Annotated in this window: 23 protein-coding genes; 18 read left to right on the top strand and 5 right to left on the bottom strand. The window is 59.0% G+C overall.

The features are described 5' to 3' along the window. Nucleotides 1-11 precede the first annotated feature (11 nt). From phnF to phnP, 11 genes are all read left to right on the top strand, one after another. Nucleotides 12-737 (top strand): phosphonate metabolism transcriptional regulator PhnF, encoded by a 726-nt coding sequence (gene phnF, locus DBR02_RS12365; protein ID WP_107534488.1) that lies wholly within the window; start codon nucleotides 12-14, stop codon nucleotides 735-737. Next, the gene (gene phnG, locus DBR02_RS12360) at nucleotides 738-1190 is read left to right on the top strand and encodes a phosphonate C-P lyase system protein PhnG (RefSeq protein WP_107534487.1); all 453 of its coding nucleotides are present in this window, start codon (nucleotides 738-740) and stop codon (nucleotides 1188-1190) included. Next, nucleotides 1187-1771: a phosphonate C-P lyase system protein PhnH gene (phnH, locus tag DBR02_RS12355; protein WP_028015210.1), complete on the top strand. Its 585-nt coding sequence runs from the start codon at nucleotides 1187-1189 to the stop codon at nucleotides 1769-1771. Before phnG ends, phnH begins: the two co-directional genes overlap by 4 nt. Beyond that, nucleotides 1771-2835: a carbon-phosphorus lyase complex subunit PhnI gene (locus DBR02_RS12350; RefSeq protein ID WP_107534486.1), complete on the top strand. Its 1065-nt coding sequence runs from the start codon at nucleotides 1771-1773 to the stop codon at nucleotides 2833-2835. Before phnH ends, DBR02_RS12350 begins: the two co-directional genes overlap by 1 nt. Continuing rightward, on the top strand, nucleotides 2828-3673 hold the full coding sequence (phnJ, locus tag DBR02_RS12345; protein ID WP_107534485.1) for an alpha-D-ribose 1-methylphosphonate 5-phosphate C-P-lyase PhnJ: 846 nt from the start codon (nucleotides 2828-2830) through the stop codon (nucleotides 3671-3673). Before DBR02_RS12350 ends, phnJ begins: the two co-directional genes overlap by 8 nt. Then, nucleotides 3670-4425 (top strand): phosphonate C-P lyase system protein PhnK, encoded by a 756-nt coding sequence (gene phnK, locus DBR02_RS12340; protein WP_107534484.1) that lies wholly within the window; start codon nucleotides 3670-3672, stop codon nucleotides 4423-4425. Before phnJ ends, phnK begins: the two co-directional genes overlap by 4 nt. A 106-nt stretch (nucleotides 4426-4531) precedes the next feature. Beyond that, nucleotides 4532-5212: a phosphonate C-P lyase system protein PhnL gene (phnL, locus tag DBR02_RS12335; protein WP_107534483.1), complete on the top strand. Its 681-nt coding sequence runs from the start codon at nucleotides 4532-4534 to the stop codon at nucleotides 5210-5212. Further along, entirely contained in the window at nucleotides 5209-6345 is a 1137-nt protein-coding gene (gene phnM / locus DBR02_RS12330) for an alpha-D-ribose 1-methylphosphonate 5-triphosphate diphosphatase (protein ID WP_107534482.1), read from the top strand. Before phnL ends, phnM begins: the two co-directional genes overlap by 4 nt. Then, entirely contained in the window at nucleotides 6342-6893 is a 552-nt protein-coding gene (phnN, locus tag DBR02_RS12325; RefSeq protein WP_107534481.1) for a ribose 1,5-bisphosphokinase, read from the top strand. Before phnM ends, phnN begins: the two co-directional genes overlap by 4 nt. Then, nucleotides 6886-7320 (top strand): aminoalkylphosphonate N-acetyltransferase, encoded by a 435-nt coding sequence (phnO, locus tag DBR02_RS12320; RefSeq protein ID WP_107534480.1) that lies wholly within the window; start codon nucleotides 6886-6888, stop codon nucleotides 7318-7320. The genes phnN and phnO overlap by 8 nt, the downstream gene beginning before the upstream one ends. Before the next feature lie 9 nt (nucleotides 7321-7329). Further along, entirely contained in the window at nucleotides 7330-8088 is a 759-nt protein-coding gene (gene phnP, locus DBR02_RS12315) for a phosphonate metabolism protein PhnP (RefSeq protein WP_063865488.1), read from the top strand. Between the two features lie 81 nt (nucleotides 8089-8169). On the opposite strand, the gene yjdP is transcribed toward phnP, so the two are convergent. Then, the gene (gene yjdP / locus DBR02_RS12310; protein ID WP_058652447.1) at nucleotides 8170-8493 is read right to left on the bottom strand and encodes a DDRRRQL repeat protein YjdP; all 324 of its coding nucleotides are present in this window, start codon (nucleotides 8491-8493) and stop codon (nucleotides 8170-8172) included. Between the two features lie 305 nt (nucleotides 8494-8798). Between yjdP and fdhF the strand changes: the two genes are divergently transcribed. From fdhF to DBR02_RS12295, 3 genes are all read left to right on the top strand, one after another. Next, nucleotides 8799-10946: a formate dehydrogenase subunit alpha gene (gene fdhF, locus DBR02_RS12305; RefSeq protein WP_107534479.1), complete on the top strand. Its 2148-nt coding sequence runs from the start codon at nucleotides 8799-8801 to the stop codon at nucleotides 10944-10946. Nucleotides 10947-11266: 320 nt separating this feature from the next. Continuing rightward, nucleotides 11267-11419, top strand: coding sequence for a Hok/Gef family protein (locus tag DBR02_RS12300; protein ID WP_107534478.1), 153 nt, complete (start codon nucleotides 11267-11269; stop codon nucleotides 11417-11419). Nucleotides 11420-11540: 121 nt separating this feature from the next. Beyond that, complete coding sequence (locus DBR02_RS12295) at nucleotides 11541-12215, top strand: tetratricopeptide repeat protein (protein WP_107534477.1); 675 nt, start codon at nucleotides 11541-11543, stop codon at nucleotides 12213-12215. An 80-nt stretch (nucleotides 12216-12295) separates the two neighbouring features. Here DBR02_RS12295 and gltP read toward each other — a convergent pair whose 3' ends face one another. Then, nucleotides 12296-13609, bottom strand: a complete 1314-nt coding sequence (gene gltP, locus DBR02_RS12290) for a glutamate/aspartate:proton symporter GltP (protein ID WP_102751353.1) — start codon at nucleotides 13607-13609, stop codon at nucleotides 12296-12298. 423 nt (nucleotides 13610-14032) lie between these two features. Between gltP and acs the strand changes: the two genes are divergently transcribed. From acs to actP, 3 genes are all read left to right on the top strand, one after another. Next, on the top strand, nucleotides 14033-15991 hold the full coding sequence (gene acs, locus DBR02_RS12285; RefSeq protein WP_107534476.1) for an acetate--CoA ligase: 1959 nt from the start codon (nucleotides 14033-14035) through the stop codon (nucleotides 15989-15991). 83 nt (nucleotides 15992-16074) lie between these two features. After that, nucleotides 16075-16389: a DUF485 domain-containing protein gene (locus DBR02_RS12280; RefSeq protein WP_063449842.1), complete on the top strand. Its 315-nt coding sequence runs from the start codon at nucleotides 16075-16077 to the stop codon at nucleotides 16387-16389. Beyond that, on the top strand, nucleotides 16386-18035 hold the full coding sequence (actP, locus tag DBR02_RS12275; RefSeq protein ID WP_107534475.1) for a cation/acetate symporter ActP: 1650 nt from the start codon (nucleotides 16386-16388) through the stop codon (nucleotides 18033-18035). Before DBR02_RS12280 ends, actP begins: the two co-directional genes overlap by 4 nt. A 32-nt stretch (nucleotides 18036-18067) precedes the next feature. Here the strand turns inward: actP and DBR02_RS12270 are convergent, their stop codons facing one another. Continuing rightward, entirely contained in the window at nucleotides 18068-18757 is a 690-nt protein-coding gene (locus DBR02_RS12270; protein ID WP_102751355.1) for an LrgB family protein, read from the bottom strand. Further along, nucleotides 18750-19160, bottom strand: a complete 411-nt coding sequence (locus DBR02_RS12265; protein ID WP_063865496.1) for a CidA/LrgA family protein — start codon at nucleotides 19158-19160, stop codon at nucleotides 18750-18752. Before DBR02_RS12265 ends, DBR02_RS12270 begins: the two co-directional genes overlap by 8 nt. A gap of 102 nt (nucleotides 19161-19262) precedes the next feature. Here DBR02_RS12265 and DBR02_RS12260 point away from each other — a divergent pair, with 102 nt between their 5' ends. Beyond that, a complete protein-coding gene (locus tag DBR02_RS12260) occupies nucleotides 19263-20150 on the top strand; it encodes a LysR family transcriptional regulator (protein WP_063449846.1) in 888 nt (295 codons plus the stop codon). A gap of 81 nt (nucleotides 20151-20231) precedes the next feature. Here the strand turns inward: DBR02_RS12260 and DBR02_RS12255 are convergent, their stop codons facing one another. After that, nucleotides 20232-21878 (bottom strand): Na+/H+ antiporter, encoded by a 1647-nt coding sequence (locus tag DBR02_RS12255; RefSeq protein WP_063449847.1) that lies wholly within the window; start codon nucleotides 21876-21878, stop codon nucleotides 20232-20234. Nucleotides 21879-22026 lie beyond the last annotated feature (148 nt).

Below are 22026 nucleotides of genomic sequence, written 5' to 3'. Positions count from 1 at the left end.
CTTTGATTGGTATGCACTTATCCAGACATCCGACCAGTTACCCCACCCGCTGGCAAGAGATTGCGGCCAGGCTCGAAGTGGAGCTGCGCACGCACTACCGCTGCGGTGATTACCTGCCCGCCGAGCAGCAGCTTGCCGACCGCTACGAAGTGAACCGCCACACCCTGCGTCGCGCCATTGACCAGCTGGTCGATCGCGGCTGGGTCCAGCGCCGTCAGGGCGTCGGCGTGCTGGTGCTGATGCGCCCGTTTGACTACCCGCTCAACGCCCAGGCGCGTTTTAGCCAGAACCTGCTCGATCAGGGCAGCCATCCCACCAGCGAAAAGCTGCTTTCGGTCCTGCGCCCGGCCTCCCGCCACGTGGCGGACGCGCTCGGGATTCAGGAGGGAGACAATGTCGTACACCTGCGCACGTTGCGCCGGGTCAACGGCGTGGCGGTCTGCCAGATTGACCATTACTTCGCGGACCTCACCCTCTGGCCCGTGCTGCAACATTTCGCCAACGGTTCCCTGCATGATTTTCTTCAGGACGCGACCGGCATTGCGCTCAAGCGCACCCAGACGCGCATCAGCGCCCGTCGCGCGCAGGCGAAAGAGAGCAAGGTGCTCGAAATTCCCAATATGGCCCCGCTGCTCTGCGTGCGCACCCTCAACCACCGTGACGGCGAGGTCAACGCAACGGAATACTCCGTCAGCCTGACCCGCGCCGACATGATTGAATTCACCATGGAGCACTGAATGCACTTCGACACCTCCACTCGTCAGCGCTGGATGCGCGTGCTGGCCCACAGCCAGCCTGCTGCGCTGGCCGCCCGCATGAACGCTCTCGGCCTGACGCCGGACTACGACACGATCCGCGCGCCGGAGATCGGCCTGGTGCAGATCCAGGCACGCATGGGCGGCACCGGCGAGCGCTTCTTCGCTGGCGATGCCACTCTCACCCGCGCGGTGATCCGCCTTAACAGCGGCACGCTGGGTTACAGCTACGTACTTGGGCGCGACAAAACGCACGCCGAGCGCTGCGCGGTGATCGACGCGCTTTTACAGGAACACCCGCATTTCCAGACGTTAATGGAAACCCTTATTGCCCCGCTGGAAGCTGACCGCGCCGCACGCCTTGCCGCGCGTCAGGCCGAAGTGAACACCAGCCGGGTCAACTTCTTTACGCTCGTTCGCGGAGACAACGCATGACGCTTCAACCTGCCTTTACCCTGGCCGTCCAGGATGCCCAACAAAGTTTCCGTCGCCTGCTGAAGGCCATGAGCGAGCCCGGCGTGATCGTCTCGCTGCACCAGCTTTCGCAGGGCTGGCTGCCGCTGAACCTCGCCTCTACCAGCGTGCTGCTGACACTGGCGGACAACGACACCCCGGTATGGCTGTCAGGCGCATTGCTGAACGATATCGCCAGCCAGAACCTGCGCTTTCACACCAGCGCGCCGCTGGTCGAGCAGCCCCAGCAGGCGGTCTTTGCCGTGGCCGACGAACAGATCAGCCATGAACAGCTTAACGCCCTGAGCGAAGGCAGCGCCGTCGCACCGGAAACCAGCGCCACGCTGATCCTGCAAGTTTCCAGCCTGAGCGGTGGCCGCATGCTTCGCCTGACGGGCGCAGGCATCGCCGACGAGCGGATGGTCGCGCCCCAGCTGCCGGAGTGCATCATCCATGAGCTGACCGAGCGTCCGCACCCGTTCCCGCTCGGCATTGACCTGATCCTGACCTGCGGCGAACGCCTGCTGGCGATCCCGCGGACCACTCACGTGGAGGTGTGCTGATGTACGTTGCCGTCAAAGGGGGGGAAAAGGCGATCGCCGCCGCCCATGCCTTACAGGAGCACAGACGCCGGGGGGATGACGCGCTTCCCGAACTCAGCGTCGCCCAGATTGAACAGCAGTTAAATTTGGCCGTCGACCGCGTAATGACCGAAGGCGGCATCGCGGACCGCGAGCTTGCAGCGCTGGCGCTGAAACAGGCCAGCGGCGATAACGTGGAAGCTATCTTTCTGCTGCGCGCCTACCGCACTACGCTTGCGAAGCTGGCGGTGAGCGAGCCGGTGAACACGGCAGAAATGCGTTTAGAGCGCCGCATTTCAGCGGTGTACAAAGACATTCCCGGCGGCCAGCTCCTTGGCCCGACCTACGACTACACCCATCGTCTGCTGGACTTCACGCTGCTGGCGAACGGTGAAGCCCCTCAGCTCAACGCCTCTGACGCTGAACAAGACGCCTCTCCGCACGTTTTTAGCCTGCTGGCAAACCAGGGGCTGGCGAAGGCGGAGGAGGACACCGGCAGCACACCGGATGACATCACCCGCACGCCGCCGGTCTACCCGTGCTCACGCTCGTCCCGCCTGCAACAGCTGATGCGCGGCGACGAAGGGTATTTGCTGGCGCTGGCCTACTCCACACAGCGTGGGTACGGGCGCAACCACCCGTTCGCGGCAGAGATCCGCAGCGGCTATCTCGACATCGACATTGTGCCCGAAGAGCTGGGTTTTGCGGTGAACATCGGCGAACTGCTGATGACCGAATGTGAAATGGTCAACGGTTTTGTCGCGCCAGACAATGAAGATCCGCACTTTACCCGTGGCTACGGGCTGGTGTACGGCCTGAGCGAGCGTAAGGCGATGGCGATGGCGCTGGTTGACCGTGCGCTCCAGGCGCCGGACTACGGCGAGCCAGTCTCCGGCCCGGCACAGGACGAAGAGTTCGTGCTGGCCCACGCGGATAACGTTGAGGCCGCAGGCTTTGTCTCGCACCTCAAGCTGCCGCACTACGTCGATTTCCAGGCCGAACTGGAACTGCTGAAACGCCTGCAACGGGAGCGCGCCAATGGCTAACTTAAGCGGCTACAACTTTGCCTATCTGGATGAGCAAACGAAACGCATGATCCGCCGCGCCATTCTTAAAGCAGTGGCGATCCCCGGCTATCAGGTGCCGTTTGGTGGCCGTGAAATGCCGATGCCGTACGGCTGGGGCACCGGCGGCATTCAGATCACCGCCAGCGTGATCGGCGAAGCGGACGTGCTGAAGGTCATCGATCAGGGGGCAGACGACACCACCAACGCCGTGTCGATCCGCCACTTCTTTAAGCGCGTAACGGGCGTCAACACCACAGAGAAAACCGAGGATGCGACGCTGATCCAGACCCGTCACCGCATCCCGGAAACTCCGCTGACCGAAGATCAGATTTTGATTTTCCAGGTGCCGATCCCGGAGCCGCTGCGCTTTATCGAGCCGCGGGAAACCGAAAGCCGCACCATGCATGCCCTGGAAGAGTACGGGATCATGCAGGTCAAACTGTATGAAGACATCGCCCGCTTCGGCCATATCGCCACCACCTACGCCTACCCGGTGAAGGTGAACGGCCGCTATGTGATGGACCCGTCGCCGATCCCGAAATTCGATAACCCGAAGATGGACATGATGCCTGCCCTGCAACTCTTTGGTGCCGGACGTGAAAAACGCATTTACGCCGTACCGCCGTATACGCGTGTCGAAAGCCTGGATTTTGACGATCACCCGTTTACGGTGCAGGAGTGGGACGAGCCGTGCGCCATCTGCGGCTCCAAACACAGCTATCTGGATGAAGTGGTGCTGGACGACACGGGCAAACGTATGTTTGTCTGCTCCGACACCGATTACTGCCGCCAACAGAGCGAGGCGAACGGCCAATGAAACCGCTGCTTTCGGTTAATAACCTGACTCACCTTTATGCGCCGGGCAAAGGCTTTAGCGACGTGTCGTTTGAGCTGTGGCCGGGCGAAGTGCTGGGTATTGTCGGCGAGTCCGGCTCCGGTAAAACCACCCTGCTGAAGTCTATCTCCGCGCGCCTGACGCCGCAGAACGGCGACATTCTGTATGAAGGCAAATCCCTGTATGCCATGAGCGAGGCCGAGCGCCGCCGCCTGCTGCGCACCGAGTGGGGCGTGGTGCATCAGCATCCGATGGACGGCCTGCGCCGTCAGGTGTCGGCGGGAGGCAATATCGGCGAACGGCTGATGGCCACCGGCGCGCGCCACTACGGCAACATCCGCACCACCGCGCAGCGCTGGCTGGAGGAGGTGGAAATCCCCGCTTCGCGCATCGACGACCTGCCAACGACCTTCTCCGGCGGTATGCAGCAGCGCTTGCAGATTGCCCGCAATCTGGTCACCCATCCGAAGCTGGTGTTTATGGATGAACCGACCGGCGGGCTGGACGTCTCCGTGCAGGCGCGCCTGCTCGACCTGCTGCGCGGCCTGGTGGTGGAGCTGAACCTGGCGGTGGTGATTGTCACCCACGATCTGGGCGTTGCGCGCCTGCTGGCGGACCGTCTGCTGGTGATGAAGCAGGGCCAGGTGGTGGAAAGTGGGCTGACCGACCGCGTGCTCGACGATCCACATCATCCGTACACCCAGCTGCTGGTGTCGTCGGTGTTGCAGAACTGAGGGTGCTGTTGCCGGGTGGCGCTGTGCTCACCCGGCCTACGAACACCGCACCTGTAGGCCGGGTAAGGCGAAGCCGCCATCCGGCAAAACGAATCGCGAGGCCAAAATGATCCACGTTGAAAATGTCAGTAAGACCTTTGTGCTCCACCAGCAAAACGGCGTCCGCCTGCCGGTACTGCAAAATGCCTCGTTAGAGGTCAGCGGCGGCGAATGCGTGGTGCTGCATGGCCATTCCGGCAGCGGGAAATCCACTCTGCTGCGTTCCCTGTACGCCAACTATTTGCCGGACGAAGGCCATATCCATATTTACCATAACAATGAATGGATCGATCTGGTCCAGGCCCCTGCGCGCAAAGTACTGGAAGTGCGCCGTACAACGATCGGCTGGGTCAGCCAGTTCCTGCGGGTGATCCCGCGGATCTCCGCCCTGGACGTGGTGATGCAGCCCCTGCTGGATATTGGCGTCCCGCGCGAAACCTGTGCCGCTAAAGCCGCCAGCCTGCTGACGCGCCTCAACGTACCGGAGCGTCTGTGGCACCTCGCCCCGTCGACCTTTTCCGGTGGCGAACAGCAGCGCGTGAACATCGCGCGCGGCTTTATTGTCGACTATCCGATTTTACTGCTGGATGAACCCACCGCCTCGCTCGACGCTAAAAACAGCGCAGCGGTGATGGATCTGATCGAACAGGCCAAAGCGCGCGGCGCGGCGATCGTCGGGATCTTCCACGACGACGCCGTCCGCAATCGCGTGGCGGACAGGCTGCACCCAATGGGGACAAACGTATGATTATCAATAACGTCAGGCTGGTGCTGGAAAATGAGGTCGTGAACGGCTCGGTTGAGATCCGGGACGGCGTCATCCGCGCGTTTGCCGAAACCCAGAGCCGCTCCCCGGAGGCGATGGACGGCGAAGGCGGCTGGCTGCTGCCGGGGCTGATTGAGCTGCATACCGATAATCTGGACAAATTCTTCACTCCCCGCCCGAAGGTGGACTGGCCCGCCCATTCGGCGATGAGCAGCCACGATGCGCTGATGGTCGCCAGCGGTATCACCACGGTGCTGGACGCGGTGGCGATCGGCGACGTGCGCGACGGCGGCGATCGTCTGGAAAATCTGGAAAAGATGATCAACGCCGTGGAAGAGACGCAAAAGCGCGGCCTCAACCGCGCCGAGCACCGCCTGCACCTGCGCTGCGAGCTACCACACCACACCACGCTACCGCTGTTTGAAAAGCTGGTCGGGCGCGAGCCGGTGTCGCTGGTTTCGCTGATGGATCACTCCCCGGGGCAGCGCCAGTTCGCCAACATAGAAAAATATCGCGAATACTATCAGGGCAAGTATTCTCTCAGCGATGCGGAGATGGCGCGCTATGAAGAAGAGCAGCTGGCGCTGGCAGCCCGGTGGTCGCAGCCGAACCGCCTCTCCATTGCCGCGATGTGCCGCGACCGCAACATCGCGCTTGCCAGCCATGACGACGCCACGCACGATCACGTACGGGAATCCCACCAGCTTGGCAGCGTGATCGCCGAATTCCCCACCACGTTCGAGGCGGCTGAAGCCTCCCGCAAGCACGGTATGAACGTGCTGATGGGTGCGCCGAACATCGTGCGCGGCGGCTCGCACTCCGGCAACGTGGCGGCAAGCTCGCTGGCCTCGCTCGGCCTGCTGGATATCCTCTCATCTGACTATTACCCCGCCAGCCTGCTGGACGCGGCCTTCCGCGTCGCGGACGATGAAGATAACCGCTTTACGCTGCCGCAGGCGATCCGTCTGGTGACGAAAAACCCGGCCAGCGCGCTCAACCTTCACGATCGCGGTGAGATTGCCGAAGGCAAACGGGCAGACCTGGTGCTGGCGCACCGTAAGGGCGAGCACATTCATATCGACCACGTCTGGCGTCAGGGAAAAAGGGTGTTCTGATGGGAAGACTCATCTGGTTAATGGGCCCGTCCGGCTCCGGGAAGGACAGCCTGCTGTCGGCGTTACGGCAGCGAGAACATTCACAGCTGCTGGTGGCGCACCGCTACATTACCCGCGCGGCGAACGCCGGGAGTGAAAACCATATCGCCCTGAGCGAGCAGGAGTTTTTTACCCGCGCCGGGCAAAATCTGCTGGCGCTGAGCTGGCACGCGAACGGCTTTTATTACGGCGTCGGCATCGAGATCGACCTCTGGCTGCACGCGGGCTTCGACGTGCTGGTCAACGGTTCACGCGCGCATCTGCCGCAGGCCATAGCCCGGTACGAAGCGGCGCTGCTGCCGGTCTGTTTGCAGGTTTCTCCGGATATTCTGCGCAGCCGCCTGCAAAGCCGGGGGCGCGAAAATGCGCGTGAGATCGACCAGCGGCTGGAACGTGCGGCGCGCTACACCCCATCGGGCTGTCACGTCCTCAATAACGACGGAAGTTTACTACAGTCAGTCGAGACCTTTTTATCGCTTATTCGCCAGAAGGAGAGACAGCATGCCTGACTGCCAGCTTCGCCCCGCCACCGCCGACGATGCGCAAATTGTTTACGCCCTGATCTGTGAACTGAAGCAGGCAGAGTTCGATCACCAGGCGTTTCACGCCGGATTCCTGGCCAACCTTCAGGATCACAATATGCGCTACCAGCTTGCCGAGCTGGACGGGCAGGTCATCGGCATGATCGGCCTGCACATGCAGTTTCACCTGCACCATGCCCGCTGGATCGGCGAGATCCAGGAGCTGGTGGTGATGCCGCAGGCGCGCGGACTGAAAGTGGGCAGCCAGCTCCTGGCCTGGGCAGAGGACATCGCGAGGCAGGCCGGTGCCGAGCTGACCGAACTTTCCACCAGCGTAAAACGCGTGGATACGCACCGTTTTTATGTTCGTGAAGGGTATACGCAAAGCCATTTCCGCTTCACCAAACCGCTGTAGAGGTGCGTTATGAGTCTGACCATCACGTTAACGGGAACCGGAAGCGCACAGCTGGTGCCGGTGTTTGGCTGCGACTGTGCCGCGTGCCGAAGGGCGCGCTTGCAGGATAATTATCGCCGTCGCCCCTGTAGCGCGGCGGTCAAATTCAACGATGCGGTCACCTTGCTGGACGCGGGTATTCCGCACCTGATGGACGACTGGCCTGCGGGCAGCTTCCAGCAGTTTTTGCTTACCCATTATCATATGGATCACGTTCAGGGGCTTTTCCCCCTGCGCTGGGGCGTAGGCGCCACCATTCCCGTCTACGGTCCGCCAGACGAGGCAGGCTGTGACGATCTGTTCAAACATCCGGGCATCCTGGATTTCAGCCACACGGTTGAGCCGTTCGTGATGTTTGAGCTACAGGGCCTGCGGGTGACGCCGCTGCCGCTCAACCATTCTAAACTCACGTTTGGCTATCTGCTGGAGTCCGCCCACAGCCGCGTGGCGTGGCTGTCTGATACCGCCGGACTGCCGGATAAAACGGTGACGTTTCTGCTTAACAACCAGCCGCAGGCGATAATCATCGACTGTAGCCATGAACCACGTCCGGAGACGCCGCGCAACCACTGTGATTTAAATACGGTGATGGCCCTGAACGAGGTGATTGGCTGTCCGCAGGTGATCCTGACGCATATCAGCCATCAGTTTGACGCGTGGATGATGGATAACCCGCTGCCGGACGGCATTGAAGCGGGATATGACGGGATGGTTTTGGTTCTCGACTGAGTTCTGCCGGGTGGCGGCTGCGCCTTACCCGGCCTACGCTCCAGGTTTTGTAGGCCTGCGTAAGCGAAGCGCCACCAGGCTTTAGCCTCGATCGTAATCATCCTCTAGCCGACGCTCATCCTCTTCTAACCGACGCCTGTCGTCATCCAGCTGGCGCTGACGCTCGTCTAAACGCTGGCGTCGATCCTCTAACTGCCGGCGACGATCGTCGTACTGCCGACTGTCGGTTTGACGGCTGCGATCGTAACGATCGTCGTCATCGTCATTACGGCTGCTGCCGGGGTTATAGGCGTCGTTGATCGCCTGCTGAATATTGCCAATGGCATCATCAATCACATCAGCATGTGCCAGCTGGCTGGTTAAAGTCAGCAAGCCAAATAACAGGGCGGTAGAGTAACGTTTCATAAGGCCAGACTCGCAGGTGAACTGGCCTTAAGGTAATAACTGGCTATTGGCGGGAGTAGCGGAGGAATCTCAAATTGCCCTCACCTGCGCCGCGCCGCTCAGGCTTGCCGACATCTTTTTGACGTGACGGAAATTCAATCCACGTCACATCCCTGCCCTTTCGACACGTCAATTTTGACGATTGGCTGTTTTTCGTCAGGGTTTTGCTCCGCAAACGGCCGTAACGTCAGGAAATACCCCTATTAAAAACATGGCATAGATGCTGCATAAAGGGCAGGTAAGAACTGTTTAACGGGAGCAAAGTGATGAAAAAGGTCGTCACGGTTTGTCCTTATTGTGCCTCAGGTTGCAAGATCCACCTGGTGGTCGATAACGGCAAAATCGTCCGGGCGGAAGCGGCGCAGGGTAAAACCAATCAGGGCACGCTGTGCCTGAAAGGGTATTACGGCTGGGATTTTATTAACGATACCCAAATCCTCACGCCGCGCCTGAAAACCCCCATGATCCGCCGCGAGCGCGGTGGCAAGCTGGAAGCCGTCTCCTGGAATGAAGCGCTGGATTATGTCGCCACGCGCCTCAGCGCCATCAAGGCCAAGTATGGCCCGGATGCGATTCAGACCACCGGCTCCTCACGCGGGACGGGGAATGAAACCAACTATGTGATGCAAAAATTCGCGCGCGCCGTTATTGGTACCAATAACGTCGACTGCTGCGCTCGCGTCTGACACGGCCCATCGGTTGCAGGTCTGCACCAGTCGGTCGGTAATGGCGCAATGAGCAATGCCATCAATGAGATAGATAACACCGATCTGGTGTTTATCTTCGGTTATAACCCGGCGGATTCTCACCCTATCGTCGCGAACCACGTGATTCGCGCCAAACAGAACGGGGCGAAAATCATCGTCTGCGATCCGCGCAAAATCGAAACCGCGCGCATTGCGGATATGCACATCGCACTGAAAAACGGCTCGAACATCGCGCTGTTGAACGCGATGGGGCACGTCATTATTGAGGAAAACCTGTATGACCAGGCGTTTGTCGCCACGCGTACGGAAGGGTTTGAAGAGTACCGGAAAATTGTCGAAGGCTACACGCCGGAGTCGGTAGAGTCGATAACCGGCGTGAGCGCGCAGGCGATCCGCCAGGCCGCACGCATGTACGCCGGGGCCAAAACCGCCGCCATACTGTGGGGCATGGGCGTCACCCAGTTCTATCAGGGCGTGGAAACCGTGCGTTCCCTGACCAGCCTCGCGATGCTGACCGGAAATCTGGGTAAAGCGCATGTCGGCGTGAACCCGGTGCGCGGTCAGAATAACGTGCAGGGCGCGTGCGACATGGGCGCGCTGCCGGACACGTATCCAGGCTATCAGTACGTGAAGTACCCGGAAAACCGCGAGAAGTTTGCGAAGGCCTGGGGCGTGGAGAGCCTGCCGGAACACACCGGATACCGCATCAGCGAGCTGCCGCACCGCGCGGCGCACGGCGAAGTGCGGGCGGCCTACATCATGGGTGAAGATCCGCTCCAGACCGATGCCGAGCTGTCCGCAGTGCGCAAAGGCTTTGAGGATCTGGAGCTGGTGATTGTCCAGGATATCTTCATGACCAAAACCGCGGCGGCGGCGGATGTGATTCTCCCGTCGACCTCCTGGGGCGAGCATGAAGGCGTCTACACGGCGGCGGACCGCGGCTTCCAGCGCTTCTTTAAGGCGGTCGAGCCGAAGTGGGATTTGAAAACCGACTGGCAGATCATCAGCGAAATCGCCACCCGCATGGGCTACCCGATGCACTACAACAACACCCAGGAGATCTGGGACGAGCTGCGTCATCTCTGCCCGGATTTTTACGGGGCAACCTATGAAAAAATGGGCGAGCTGGGGTATATCCAGTGGCCGTGCCGGGACGAATCGGAGGCCGACCAGGGGACGTCTTATCTCTTTAAGGAGAAATTCGATACCCCGAACGGGCTGGCGCAGTTCTTCACCTGCGACTGGGTCGCGCCGATCGATAAACTCACTGACGAGTTTCCAATGGTGCTCTCCACCGTGCGCGAAGTGGGCCACTACTCCTGCCGTTCAATGACCGGCAACTGTGCCGCGCTGGCGGCGCTGGCGGACGAGCCGGGCTACGCGCAGATCAACACCGCCGACGCCGAACGGCTCGGTATTGAAGATGAAGCGCTGGTGTGGGTGAATTCGCGCAAAGGTCGCGTCATTACCCGCGCGCAGGTCAGCGACCGTCCGAACAAAGGGGCGGTCTACATGACCTACCAGTGGTGGATTGGCGCCTGTAACGAACTGGTGACGGAGAACCTCAGTCCGATAACCAAAACGCCGGAGTATAAATACTGCGCCGTCAACGTGGAGCCGATTGCGGATCAGCACGCGGCGGAACAGTATGTAATCGACGAATATAACAAGCTGAAGGCCCGACTGCGTGAAAGCGCAATGGGTTAATACTGTTAAATAATCGCTGACTAAATGGGGTGAGATATTCACCCCATTATTATTTCTGGCATCAATATTAATTACATCTATATATATTTCTGAAGGCGTCTCGCAGAAAAATGTAATTTGCGCGGAAATAAATTACATCTTTGCATTTTAATTCAGAGGGATAAGATATGCGGCGGGTGCTTAAGACTTTCTGTCTTGAGCATTGTTGAGGGACAGAAAGTGGAAAGCCCCGGGAAATTTTTATTTACCCGAGGCTACCCCTCAACAACCAACAGGTTGAGAGTAGCCTCTTATTCTTTTGTAAGCAAGGAGTAAAAGGCATGACGCCATTAAAAACTGCGTTAGGCATCGTCTTTATTATTTGCCTGACGATAGTGATCTTTACCTTTATTACTCGCGATAAGTTCTGTGAGTTTTCAATAAAGAGTGAACATCAGGAGGTGGCGGCAAAATTAGCCTGCACCGCGGGCTAACCTCTTCGGGCGGAACGCGTGTTCCGCCCGGCTTGTGGGATGCTGAGGTCTTAACGCACCCGTTTTTTTCTTCTGTCGCCGCGATTATACTGCGCGGCGTGTACCCAGATGATAAGAATCCATGAAAACCCTTTTTCTGATGTTGTTCTTTTTAACCGCATTTGCCCATGCCGATGAGATTGGCGGCCAGTATAAAAAGCAGGCTGAAGCGGGCAATGCGCGCGCGCAGTATTATCTCGCCGATACATACTTCAGCTCCGGTGACAAAATGCAGGCAGCGCTATGGGCCGAGAAAGCCGCGAAAGGCGGTGATGTCGACGCCATGGGGTTACTCTCGCAGATCCTCTTTACGCAGGGGGATTATGCTCAGTCCAAAACGCTGGCGCAGCAGGCCACCATCGCAGGCAGCAAGCGCGGCACAATTATGCTGGCGCGCATTCTGGTGAACACGCAGGCGGGTAAAACCGACTATCCCCAGGCCATCAAGCTCCTGCAATCGGCGACTAAAGATATCGATAGCGACGCGGCGGTGGACGCGCAGCTGCTGCTGGGGCTGATTTATGCCAACGGTGTTGACGTCCCTCAGGATGACGCGCAGGCCGCGTCGTGGTTTAAACGCAGCTCGTCACTGTCACGTACCGGCTATGCGGAGTACTGGGCAGGAATGCTGTTCCAGCAGGGGGAGAAAGGGTTTATCACGCCGAATAAGCAGAAAGCGCTCTACTGGCTAAACCTGAGCTGTACCGAAGGGTTTGATACGGGGTGTGAGGAGTTTGATGCGTTGAGCGGAGAATAACGTGCCGGGTGGCGGCTTCGCCTTACCCGGCCTACAAAACCCGTAGGCCCGGTAAGCGCAGCGCCACCGGGCTTAGGATGTTACTGGTCAGCCGTCTTATCAAAACGACCCAGCACCTCGCGTTCATACGCCAGCGCTTTTTTACGGTCGAATTTGTGTTCCCACTTGGAGATAACCAGCACCGCCAGCGCGTTACCTACCACGTTCAGCGCGGTACGCGCCATGTCGAGGATACGGTCTACACCGGCGATGAACGCCAGGCCTTCCAGCGGAATACCCACGCTGCCCAGCGTCGCCAGCAGCACCACGAAGGAGACGCCCGGCACGCCTGCGATGCCCTTTGAGGTCACCATCAGCGTCAGAACCAGTACGATCTCCTGCCACAGCGACAGGTCAATGCCGTACAGCTGCGCGATAAAGATCGCCGCAATACTCTGGTACAGCGTCGAGCCATCCAGGTTAAAGGAGTAGCCGGTCGGCACCACGAAGCTCGTTATCGACGCTGGCGCACCGTACGCCTCCATCTTCTCGATAATGCGCGGCAGCACGCTCTCGGAGCTTGCGGTGGAATACGCCAGAATCAGCTCATCCTTCAGGATGCGGATCAGGATCCAGATACTCAGCCCGCACAGGCGCGCCACAATCCCCAGCACCACCAGCGCGAAGAACAGAATGGCGAAGTGCACCAGGAGCACCAGCTTCGCCAGCGGCCACAGGGAGGCAAAACCGAAGTTCGCCACGGTCACGGCGATCAGCGCAAAGACCCCAACCGGCGCATAGCGCATGACCATGTGGGTGACTTTGAACATGGTTTCGGAGATAGAGCGGAACACGGTCACCAGCGGCTCACGGTGCGTTGCCGGCAGGGAGGAGAGCCCCAGACCAAAGAGGACCGAGAAGAAGATGATTGGCAGCATCTCGCCTTTCGCCATCGACGCGATAATGTTGGTCGGCACCAGCGACAGGATCGTGCCCATCAGGCCGTGAGCGTGGCTCTGCACGTCAGCGGTCGTGCTTTGATATTTCGAAATATCCACCGTCGCCAGCTGCGACATATCGATCCCGGAACCTGGCTGGAATACGTTCGCCAGGGTGATGCCAAGAATGATGGCAACCGTGGTGATCACTTCGAAATAGATAATGGTTTTTGCACCGATGCGGCCTAACTGCTTCGCATCACCTACTCCGGCAATTCCGACCACCAGCGTCGAGATCACAATGGGCACCACAATCATCTTGATCAGATGAATAAAGATATCGCCCGCAGGGGAGAGAAGGTTCGCAATCAGCCACTCGCGGCTGTCGCTATGATAATGGAGGTAACTGCCCAGCAAGATGCCCAGCACAAGGGCCAGCAGGATCTGCCAGGCCAGGCTGACTTTCAAATTTTTCATAGAAACTGACTTCCTCAATGAAATCTCCGCACCAGCAAAACTGCATGAATATGGAGACATACTGAAAGGGTATGAATTGTGTTGCGTTGGTTTATGGGATTTTTTAACGCGCCGTATGAGTATCATTTGCACGGCATGCTGCGCAAGCCTTAAAGAACAAGGCATTTCACTGCAAAAAGGGTCACTGGCGGTAATTTATAGCAATTCGCATAAATAACCGTTTGTTATACAAAATATTTTCACTGCAAAAAAGTGAATAATTCTTCAGATGAATTATTTCCCTTCAAAGTTTCATTCGCTCAATTTTCATACGCTTCAGACAATGCGTGATCTGTCGCCCAAATACTAAACAAAGCTTGTAAAGCCCCTACTATTAACGTTTTTGCGACATATTATTAACATCTTACAAGGAGAAAAAAAGCCATGAGCCAAATACACAAACACGACATTCCCGCAAACATTGCGGACCGTTGCCTGATAAGCCCGGAGCAGTACCAGGAGAAATATCAGCAGTCTATTTCCAGCCCTGACGCGTTCTGGGGCGAGCAGGGCCAAATCCTCGACTGGATCAAACCTTATCAGAAGGTAAAGAATACCTCTTTCGCGCCGGGTAACGTCTCCATTAAATGGTATGAAGACGGCACGCTGAACCTGGCGGCGAACTGCCTGGACCGCCATCTTGCCGAACGCGGCAACGAAACGGCCATTATCTGGGAAGGCGACGACGCCTCTCAGAGCAAACACATCTCCTATAAAGAACTGCACCGCGACGTCTGCCGCTTCGCCAACGTGCTGCTGGCCCAGGGCATTAAAAAAGGCGACGTGGTGGCTATCTATATGCCCATGGTGCCGGAAGCCGCGGTGGCTATGCTGGCCTGCGCGCGCATCGGTGCGATCCACTCCGTGATCTTCGGCGGCTTCTCGCCGGAAGCGGTTGCCGGGCGCATTATTGACTCGAATTCGAAGCTGGTGATCACCGCTGACGAGGGCGTGCGCGCCGGTCGCGGTATCCCGCTAAAGAAAAACGTCGATGAAGCGCTGAAAAACCCGAACGTGAAGTCCATCAATAACGTCATTGTCTTCAAACGTACGGGCGGCAACATCGACTGGCACGAGGGGCGCGACCTGTGGTGGAGCGATCTGATTGAAAACGCGAGTGACCAGCATCAGCCGGAAGAGATGAACGCGGAAGATCCGCTGTTTATCCTTTATACCTCCGGCTCCACCGGTAAGCCGAAGGGCGTACTGCACACCACCGGCGGCTATCTGGTGTACGCCGCGACGACCTTTAAATACGTTTTCGACTACCATCCGGGCGACATCTACTGGTGCACCGCTGACGTGGGCTGGGTCACCGGTCATAGCTACCTGCTGTACGGCCCGCTGGCCTGCGGCGCAACGACGCTGATGTTTGAAGGCGTACCGAACTGGCCGACCCCGGCGCGCATGTGTCAGGTGGTTGATAAGCATCAGGTTAACATTCTCTACACCGCGCCAACGGCAATCCGTGCGCTGATGGCGGAAGGGGATAAAGCCATCGAGGGAACTGACCGATCTTCCCTGCGCATCCTCGGCTCCGTAGGCGAGCCGATCAACCCGGAAGCCTGGGAGTGGTACTGGAAGAAAATCGGCAACGAGAAGTGCCCTGTGATGGACACCTGGTGGCAGACCGAAACCGGCGGCTTCATGATCACGCCAATGCCGGGCGCCACGCAGCTGAAAGCCGGTTCCGCCACCCGCCCATTCTTCGGCGTGCAGCCTGCGCTGGTGGACAACGAAGGCAATCCGCAGGAAGGCGCCACCGAAGGCAACCTGGTGATCGTCGATTCCTGGCCAGGCCAGGCACGCACCCTGTTCGGCGACCATGAGCGCTTCGAGCAGACCTACTTCTCGACCTTCAAAAACATGTACTTCAGCGGCGACGGTGCGCGCCGGGATGAAGACGGTTATTACTGGATCACCGGACGCGTGGACGACGTGCTGAACGTTTCCGGCCACCGTCTGGGTACGGCAGAGATTGAGTCCGCGCTGGTGTCGCATCCGAAGATTGCCGAAGCGGCGGTAGTCGGCATTCCGCACAACATCAAGGGCCAGGCGATTTACGCCTACGTCACGCTGAACCACGGTGAAGAACCGTCGCCGGAGCTGTATACCGAGGTGCGCAACTGGGTCCGTAAAGAGATCGGCCCGCTTGCCACGCCGGACGTACTGCACTGGACAGACTCGCTGCCGAAAACCCGTTCCGGCAAGATTATGCGCCGTATCCTGCGCAAAATCGCGGCTGGCGATACCAGCAACCTCGGCGATACCTCAACGCTTGCCGATCCTGGCGTGGTGGACAAACTGCTCGAAGAGAAGCAGGCCATCGCAATGCCATCATAATTTTTTCTCCCTCTCCCCTCACCCTCTCCCCATAGGGGAGAGGGAACTAAAACAAACCAACCTTACCTCTGGAGATTTCTGTGATGAATAACGATATTTGTCAGCAGATAGAGAATAGTGCGCACTACAGGGAGCTCGTCGAAAAACGGCAACGGTTTGCCTTCATCCTTTCCATCATCATGCTGATTATCTACGTCGGCTTTATTCTGCTGATCGCCTTTGCACCGCAGTGGCTCGGGACGCCGCTGCACGCCGGAACCAGCGTTACGCGCGGTATCCCCATTGGCATTGGCGTTATCGTTATTTCGTTTGTGCTGACGGGTGTGTACGTCTGGCGTGCGAACGGTGAATTCGATCGTCTTAATAAAGCAGTACTGCAAGAGGTAAAAGCATCATGAAGCGAGTCCTGACGGCGCTTGCCGCCACACTTCCCTTTGCTGCCCAGGCGGCGGATGCCCTTACCGGCGAGGTTCAGCGCCAGCCCACCAACTGGCAGGCTATCGTCATGTTCCTGATTTTCGTGGTGCTGACGCTGTACATTACGTACTGGGCATCGAAACGCGTGCGCTCCCGTAACGATTACTACACCGCGGGCGGCAACATAACCGGCTTCCAGAACGGGCTGGCGATTGCGGGTGACTTTATGTCTGCCGCCTCGTTCCTCGGGATCTCCGCGCTGGTTTACACCTCCGGCTACGACGGCTTGATCTACTCCCTCGGCTTCCTCGTCGGCTGGCCGATCATTCTGTTCCTGATTGCCGAGCGCCTGCGTAACCTTGGTCGCTACACCTTTGCCGACGTGGCCTCCTACCGTCTGAAGCAAGGCCCTATCCGCATGCTGTCCGCCTGCGGTTCGCTGGTGGTCGTGGCGCTGTACCTGATTGCCCAGATGGTGGGCGCAGGCAAGCTGATCGAGCTGCTGTTCGGCCTGAACTACCACGTCGCGGTGGTGCTGGTGGGCGTGCTGATGGTGATGTACGTTCTGTTCGGCGGCATGCTGGCCACCACCTGGGTGCAGATCATCAAAGCCGTGCTGCTGCTGTTCGGCGCCAGCTTTATGGCCTTCATGGTGATGAAACACGTCGGCTTCAGCTTCAATAACCTGTTTACCGAAGCGATGTCGGTACACCCGAAAGGAGAAGCGATCATGAGCCCGGGCGGGCTGGTGAAAGATCCGATATCCGCGCTTTCGCTCGGTCTCGGCCTGATGTTTGGTACTGCGGGGCTGCCGCACATTCTGATGCGTTTCTTCACCGTGTCAGACGCGCGTGAAGCGCGCAAGAGCGTGTTCTACGCCACCGGTTTCATGGGCTACTTCTACATTCTGACCTTCATTATCGGCTTCGGCGCGATCATGCTGGTGGGGGCGAACCCGGCGTTTAAAGACGCGGCGGGCGCGCTGATTGGCGGTAACAACATGGCGGCGGTGCACCTGGCCGACGCGGTGGGCGGTAACCTGTTCCTCGGCTTTATCTCCGCCGTGGCCTTCGCCACCATCCTTGCGGTGGTCGCCGGGCTGACGCTGGCGGGCGCGTCTGCGGTATCGCACGACCTCTACGCCAACGTCTTCCGTAAAGGCGCGAGCGAGCGCGACGAGCTGAAGGTTTCCAAAATCACCGTGCTGGTACTGGGCGTGGTCGCCATTCTGCTGGGCATTCTCTTCGAGAAGCAGAACATCGCCTTCATGGTAGGGCTGGCCTTCTCGATTGCGGCGAGCTGTAACTTCCCGATCATTCTGCTCTCCATGTACTGGTCAAAACTGACCACCCGTGGAGCGATGATTGGCGGCTGGCTGGGGCTGCTGACGGCAGTGGTTCTGATGATCCTCGGCCCGACGATTTGGGTGCAGATCCTCGGTCACGAAAGCGCTATCTTCCCGTATGAATACCCGGCGCTGTTCTCCATTGCCGTGGCGTTTATCGGGATCTGGTTCTTCTCGGCCACCGACAACTCGCCGGAGGGTAACCTGGAGCGTGAGAAATTCCGCGCCCAGTTTATCCGCTCGCAGACCGGCCTGGGCGTTGAGCAGGGCCGCGCGCACTAAGCCTTTCTCCCCGGTCATGCTGGCCGGGGAGCTTAAAACATCACCCACGCCACCAGCGGCGCGATTAACACCATCGTCACGCCCGACAGCATCATCACCAGGCTTGCCACCACGCCCTCCTGCTGACCGAGTTCATACGAACGCGCCGTCCCCGCACCGTGCGACGCCGCGCCAAAGCCCGCCCCTTTCGCCATCCCTTCCCGAATGGACAGCCGCAGAAACAGCATATCGCCCACCGCCATGCCGAATACGCCGGTGACGACCACAAACAGCGCCACCAGGTCCGGCTGTCCGCCGAGCGGTTTGGCGGCCGCCAGCGCAAACGGCGTGGTCACCGAGCGCACGGCCAGGCTGCGCTGAATTTCATCGGAGAGGGTAAACAGCCGCGCCAGCCAGACGGAGCTACAGACCGCCACCACCGTCGCGGTGACGACGCCCGCGCTGAGCGACATCCAGTGGCGTTTGATAATCGCCAGGTTGTCATACACCGGCACCGCAAAGGCGATAGTCGCCGGGCCGAGCAGCCACAGCAGCCAGTGGGATTCACCAATGTAGTTCTGCCAGGAGATATGGCCGAAGACCAGCATCAGCACCAGCAGGATGGGCGTGAAGACCAGCGGCATCAGCGGCAGCGTGCGAAAGCGGCGATACAGGCGCTTGTTGGCAAAGTAGATGGCGACCGTCACGATCAGGCACAGTACGCTTATCTGAAAGTTAGTCATGCTTTTGCCTGCTGATTTCGAACCGGTACACTTTATCCACCACCCAGGCGGTGGCCCCCAGCACCATCAGCGTGCTCAGGGCAATAACCGCGAAGATGCGCCAGCCGTCGACCATCAGCAGCTGCGCATAGTTCACCACGGCGACCACGGCCGGAACGAAAAACAGCAGCATCTCCGCCAGCAGCCAGCGCGCGCCGGCGCGCACCCAGCTGAGGGGCAACGCGCGGCAGAGGATCAGCGCCAGCATCAGCACCATCCCCACCAGGTTAGCGGGTAAAGGCAGGTGCAGCCAGTCGACAAGATATTCCGCAAAAACAAACAGTCCCGCGTAGAGCAGTACCTGAACCGGGACCTGGAGTCGTTGCACAACGGCAGGCGTAACACGGCTTAACGCCACGGCCATGGGTTTTTTCCTCAGAATTGAGACGAGGCGCCAGTATAGTGAGCGTACGTCATCGACTGAAATGAATTAAAATCATCGAAGGTATAGTTTCGAGGAATAATCATGGACATAAGAACGCTGCGCTATTTTGTCGAGGTGGTTCGCCAGCAAAGTTTTACCCGCGCAGCGGAGAAGTTGTTCGTTACCCAGCCGACCATCAGCAAGATGCTGAAAAACCTCGAGGACGAGCTGAACTGTACCCTGCTTATTCGTGACGGACGCAAGCTGCTGCTGACCGATACCGGGCGCGTGGTGTTCGAGCGCGGGCTGGCGATCCTGGCAGAGTTCCGCCAGCTGGAGGCCGAGCTTGGCGACATCAATCACCTGACAAAAGGGCTGCTGCGGCTCGGCATTCCGCCGATGGTCGGCATGATGATGGCCGGGCCGATAAGCCTCTTCCGCCAGCGCTACCCCGGCGTTGAGCTTAAAATTTCTGAGTTTGGCGGCCTGACCGTGCAGCAGGCGGTAATCAACGGCGAGCTGGACGTGGCCATGACGGCCCTTCCCGTGGAGGAAGAGAGCGGGCTGGCAACGCTGCCGCTGTTCAGCCATCCGCTGTGCGTGCTGGTGCCTCGCTCCGGCGACTGGCTGAAGGTTGAGTCGGTGAACCCCGAGCGGCTCGGCGAGCACCCGCTGTTGATTTACAACGAAGATTTCGCCTTAAGCCGCCAGCTGATGGCGCTGTTTAATCACCATAACGTGAAGCCCCGCATTGCGGTGCGCAGCGGCCAGTGGGATTTCCTCGCGGCAATGGTCCAGGCGGGCGTGGGGATTGCCATTCTGCCGCAGCCGATTTGCGAACGGCTGGATAAAAACACGCTGCGCTGGATCCCGCTGGAGAGCGACCTGCACTGGCAGTTAGGGATGATCTGGCGTGAAGGGGTGTATCTGTCGCACAGCGCACAGGCGTGGCTGCAATGTTGTGAGGGGTTTTGGGTGCGGTCTGAATAGTGCCGGGTGGCGGCTTCGCCTTACCCGGCCTACGGTTCAAATGTAGGCCCGGTAAGCGCAGCGCCACCGGGCAACAACGCGCTACTGATTCTCTATCAACAGCGCTTCCAGCAGATCCAGATCGTGCAGCAGCTTTTGCAGCGTCTCGTTGCTGATCTGACGCGTCGCGCGCAGGTGATACAGCTCGGCACGCTCGGAGCGCAGCGCCGCCAGGCGGAAACGACGCTCGAGGTTTTCTTCCTGCAACGAACTTTCCACGTCGTTACGTCCGTCAGCACGACGGCGCAAATTACCAATCACGCGTGAACTGACTTCCTTCAGCAGCTGGTTATCAATGTTCTCTTCGGCATCGGCTGCCAGACGCTCCTCCATCTTCTCAATGGCGACAATCGCGACTTCCGCCGTCGCCGCGCGGGCAATCCGCTCTTCTTTATGCTGCTGCGAAGAGTCACCCGCATCAATGTGTTGCAGCAGAATCGGCAGCATAATCACGCCGACGAACAGCGAGAAGAGGATCACGCCCGCCGCCAGGAACACCAGTTCGTAACGCGCCGGGAAGACGTCGCCCGTTGGCAGGAGCAACGGAATGGAGAGCACACCGGCAAGAGTGATCGCCCCGCGCACGCCGGCGAAAGAGGCAATCAGCAGCTCGCGCGTGGTCCAGGAGCCAAACTCCATCGGCTTTTTCGTCAGGAAGCGGACGCTGAATTTTTTCATCGTCCACAGCCAGCCGAAACGCACCAGCATCAGCGCAAGGTAGATGAGCACGATATCGGTAAACAGCATCCAGACTTCAACGTTCGGATCGGCTTCTGCCGCGATCAGCGAAGATTCCATAATGCCCGGCAACTGTAGACCCAACAGCAGGAAGACCATGCCGTTAAAGACAAATTCCAGCATCGCCCAGGTACTGTTTGCACGCAGGCGCATCGCCAGCGGCGCGCGGCGCATCACGCCGGAGCGGGTGATGGTCATCCCCGCGGCTACCGCTGCCAAAATACCCGACACGCCGATATGTTCGGCAATCAGATAAGAGGCAAACGGCAGCAGGAACAGCAGAACAATTTGCGTCGCCGGTTCATCGCCGCCCCAGCGGCTGAGGAAGCGCAGCGAACGACCGTACAGCCAGCTCACCACAAAGCCTGCGAGGATCCCACCAATCGCCACCTTGAAGAATTCCAGGGTGGCGCCACCAATGGTAAAGACCATGGTGCCCATGGCTACCGCCACGGCAAACTTTAGGGCCACCAGGCCGGAAGCGTCGTTCATCAACGCTTCACCCTGCAAAATGCCCATGATTTTCTTTGGAATGCGCCCTTCGCCTACGATGCCGGACAGCGCCACGGCGTCGGTCGGCGACAGCACGGCGGCCAGCGCAAAGGCGGGAATTAACGGGATACCCGGTACAGCCCAGTAGATCAGGAAACCTATCCCGACCACGGTAACGACCACCAGCGCCAGCGCCAGACCGAAGATCTCTCGCCCGTGCTCAAGAAATTCGCGCGTCGGCGTTTTCCACCCATCGGCAAACAGCAGCGGCGGGATAAACAGCACGAGGAACAGTTCCGGATCGAACTCCACGTGCAGACCGAACGTCGGCCACGCCAGCAGCGCGCCGATGGCTATTTGCATTAAAGGCAGGGGGACCTGGAAGGGCAGTACGCGTGTAACCACCCCGGATAATGAGACCACAAGGGTCATGATGAGTATTGTGAAGAAAATTTCCATGCGTTCCCTGTTTGCTGTGTTTCTTTTTAAGCCAAACCTGAGGCGTCGTGCCTCTTATTCTATCCTCTCCAGAGTAACGCAAAAGGCAACGGGATGAGTCCTGAAAATAAAAACGGGCGGCCTGAGCCACCCGTTTTCGCATCAATGG

Source organism: Enterobacter cloacae complex sp. (genome assembly GCF_900322725.1).
Classification (GTDB): Bacteria; Pseudomonadota; Gammaproteobacteria; order Enterobacterales; family Enterobacteriaceae; genus Enterobacter; species Enterobacter quasihormaechei.
This window is presented reverse-complemented; position numbering and strand designations above follow the sequence as displayed.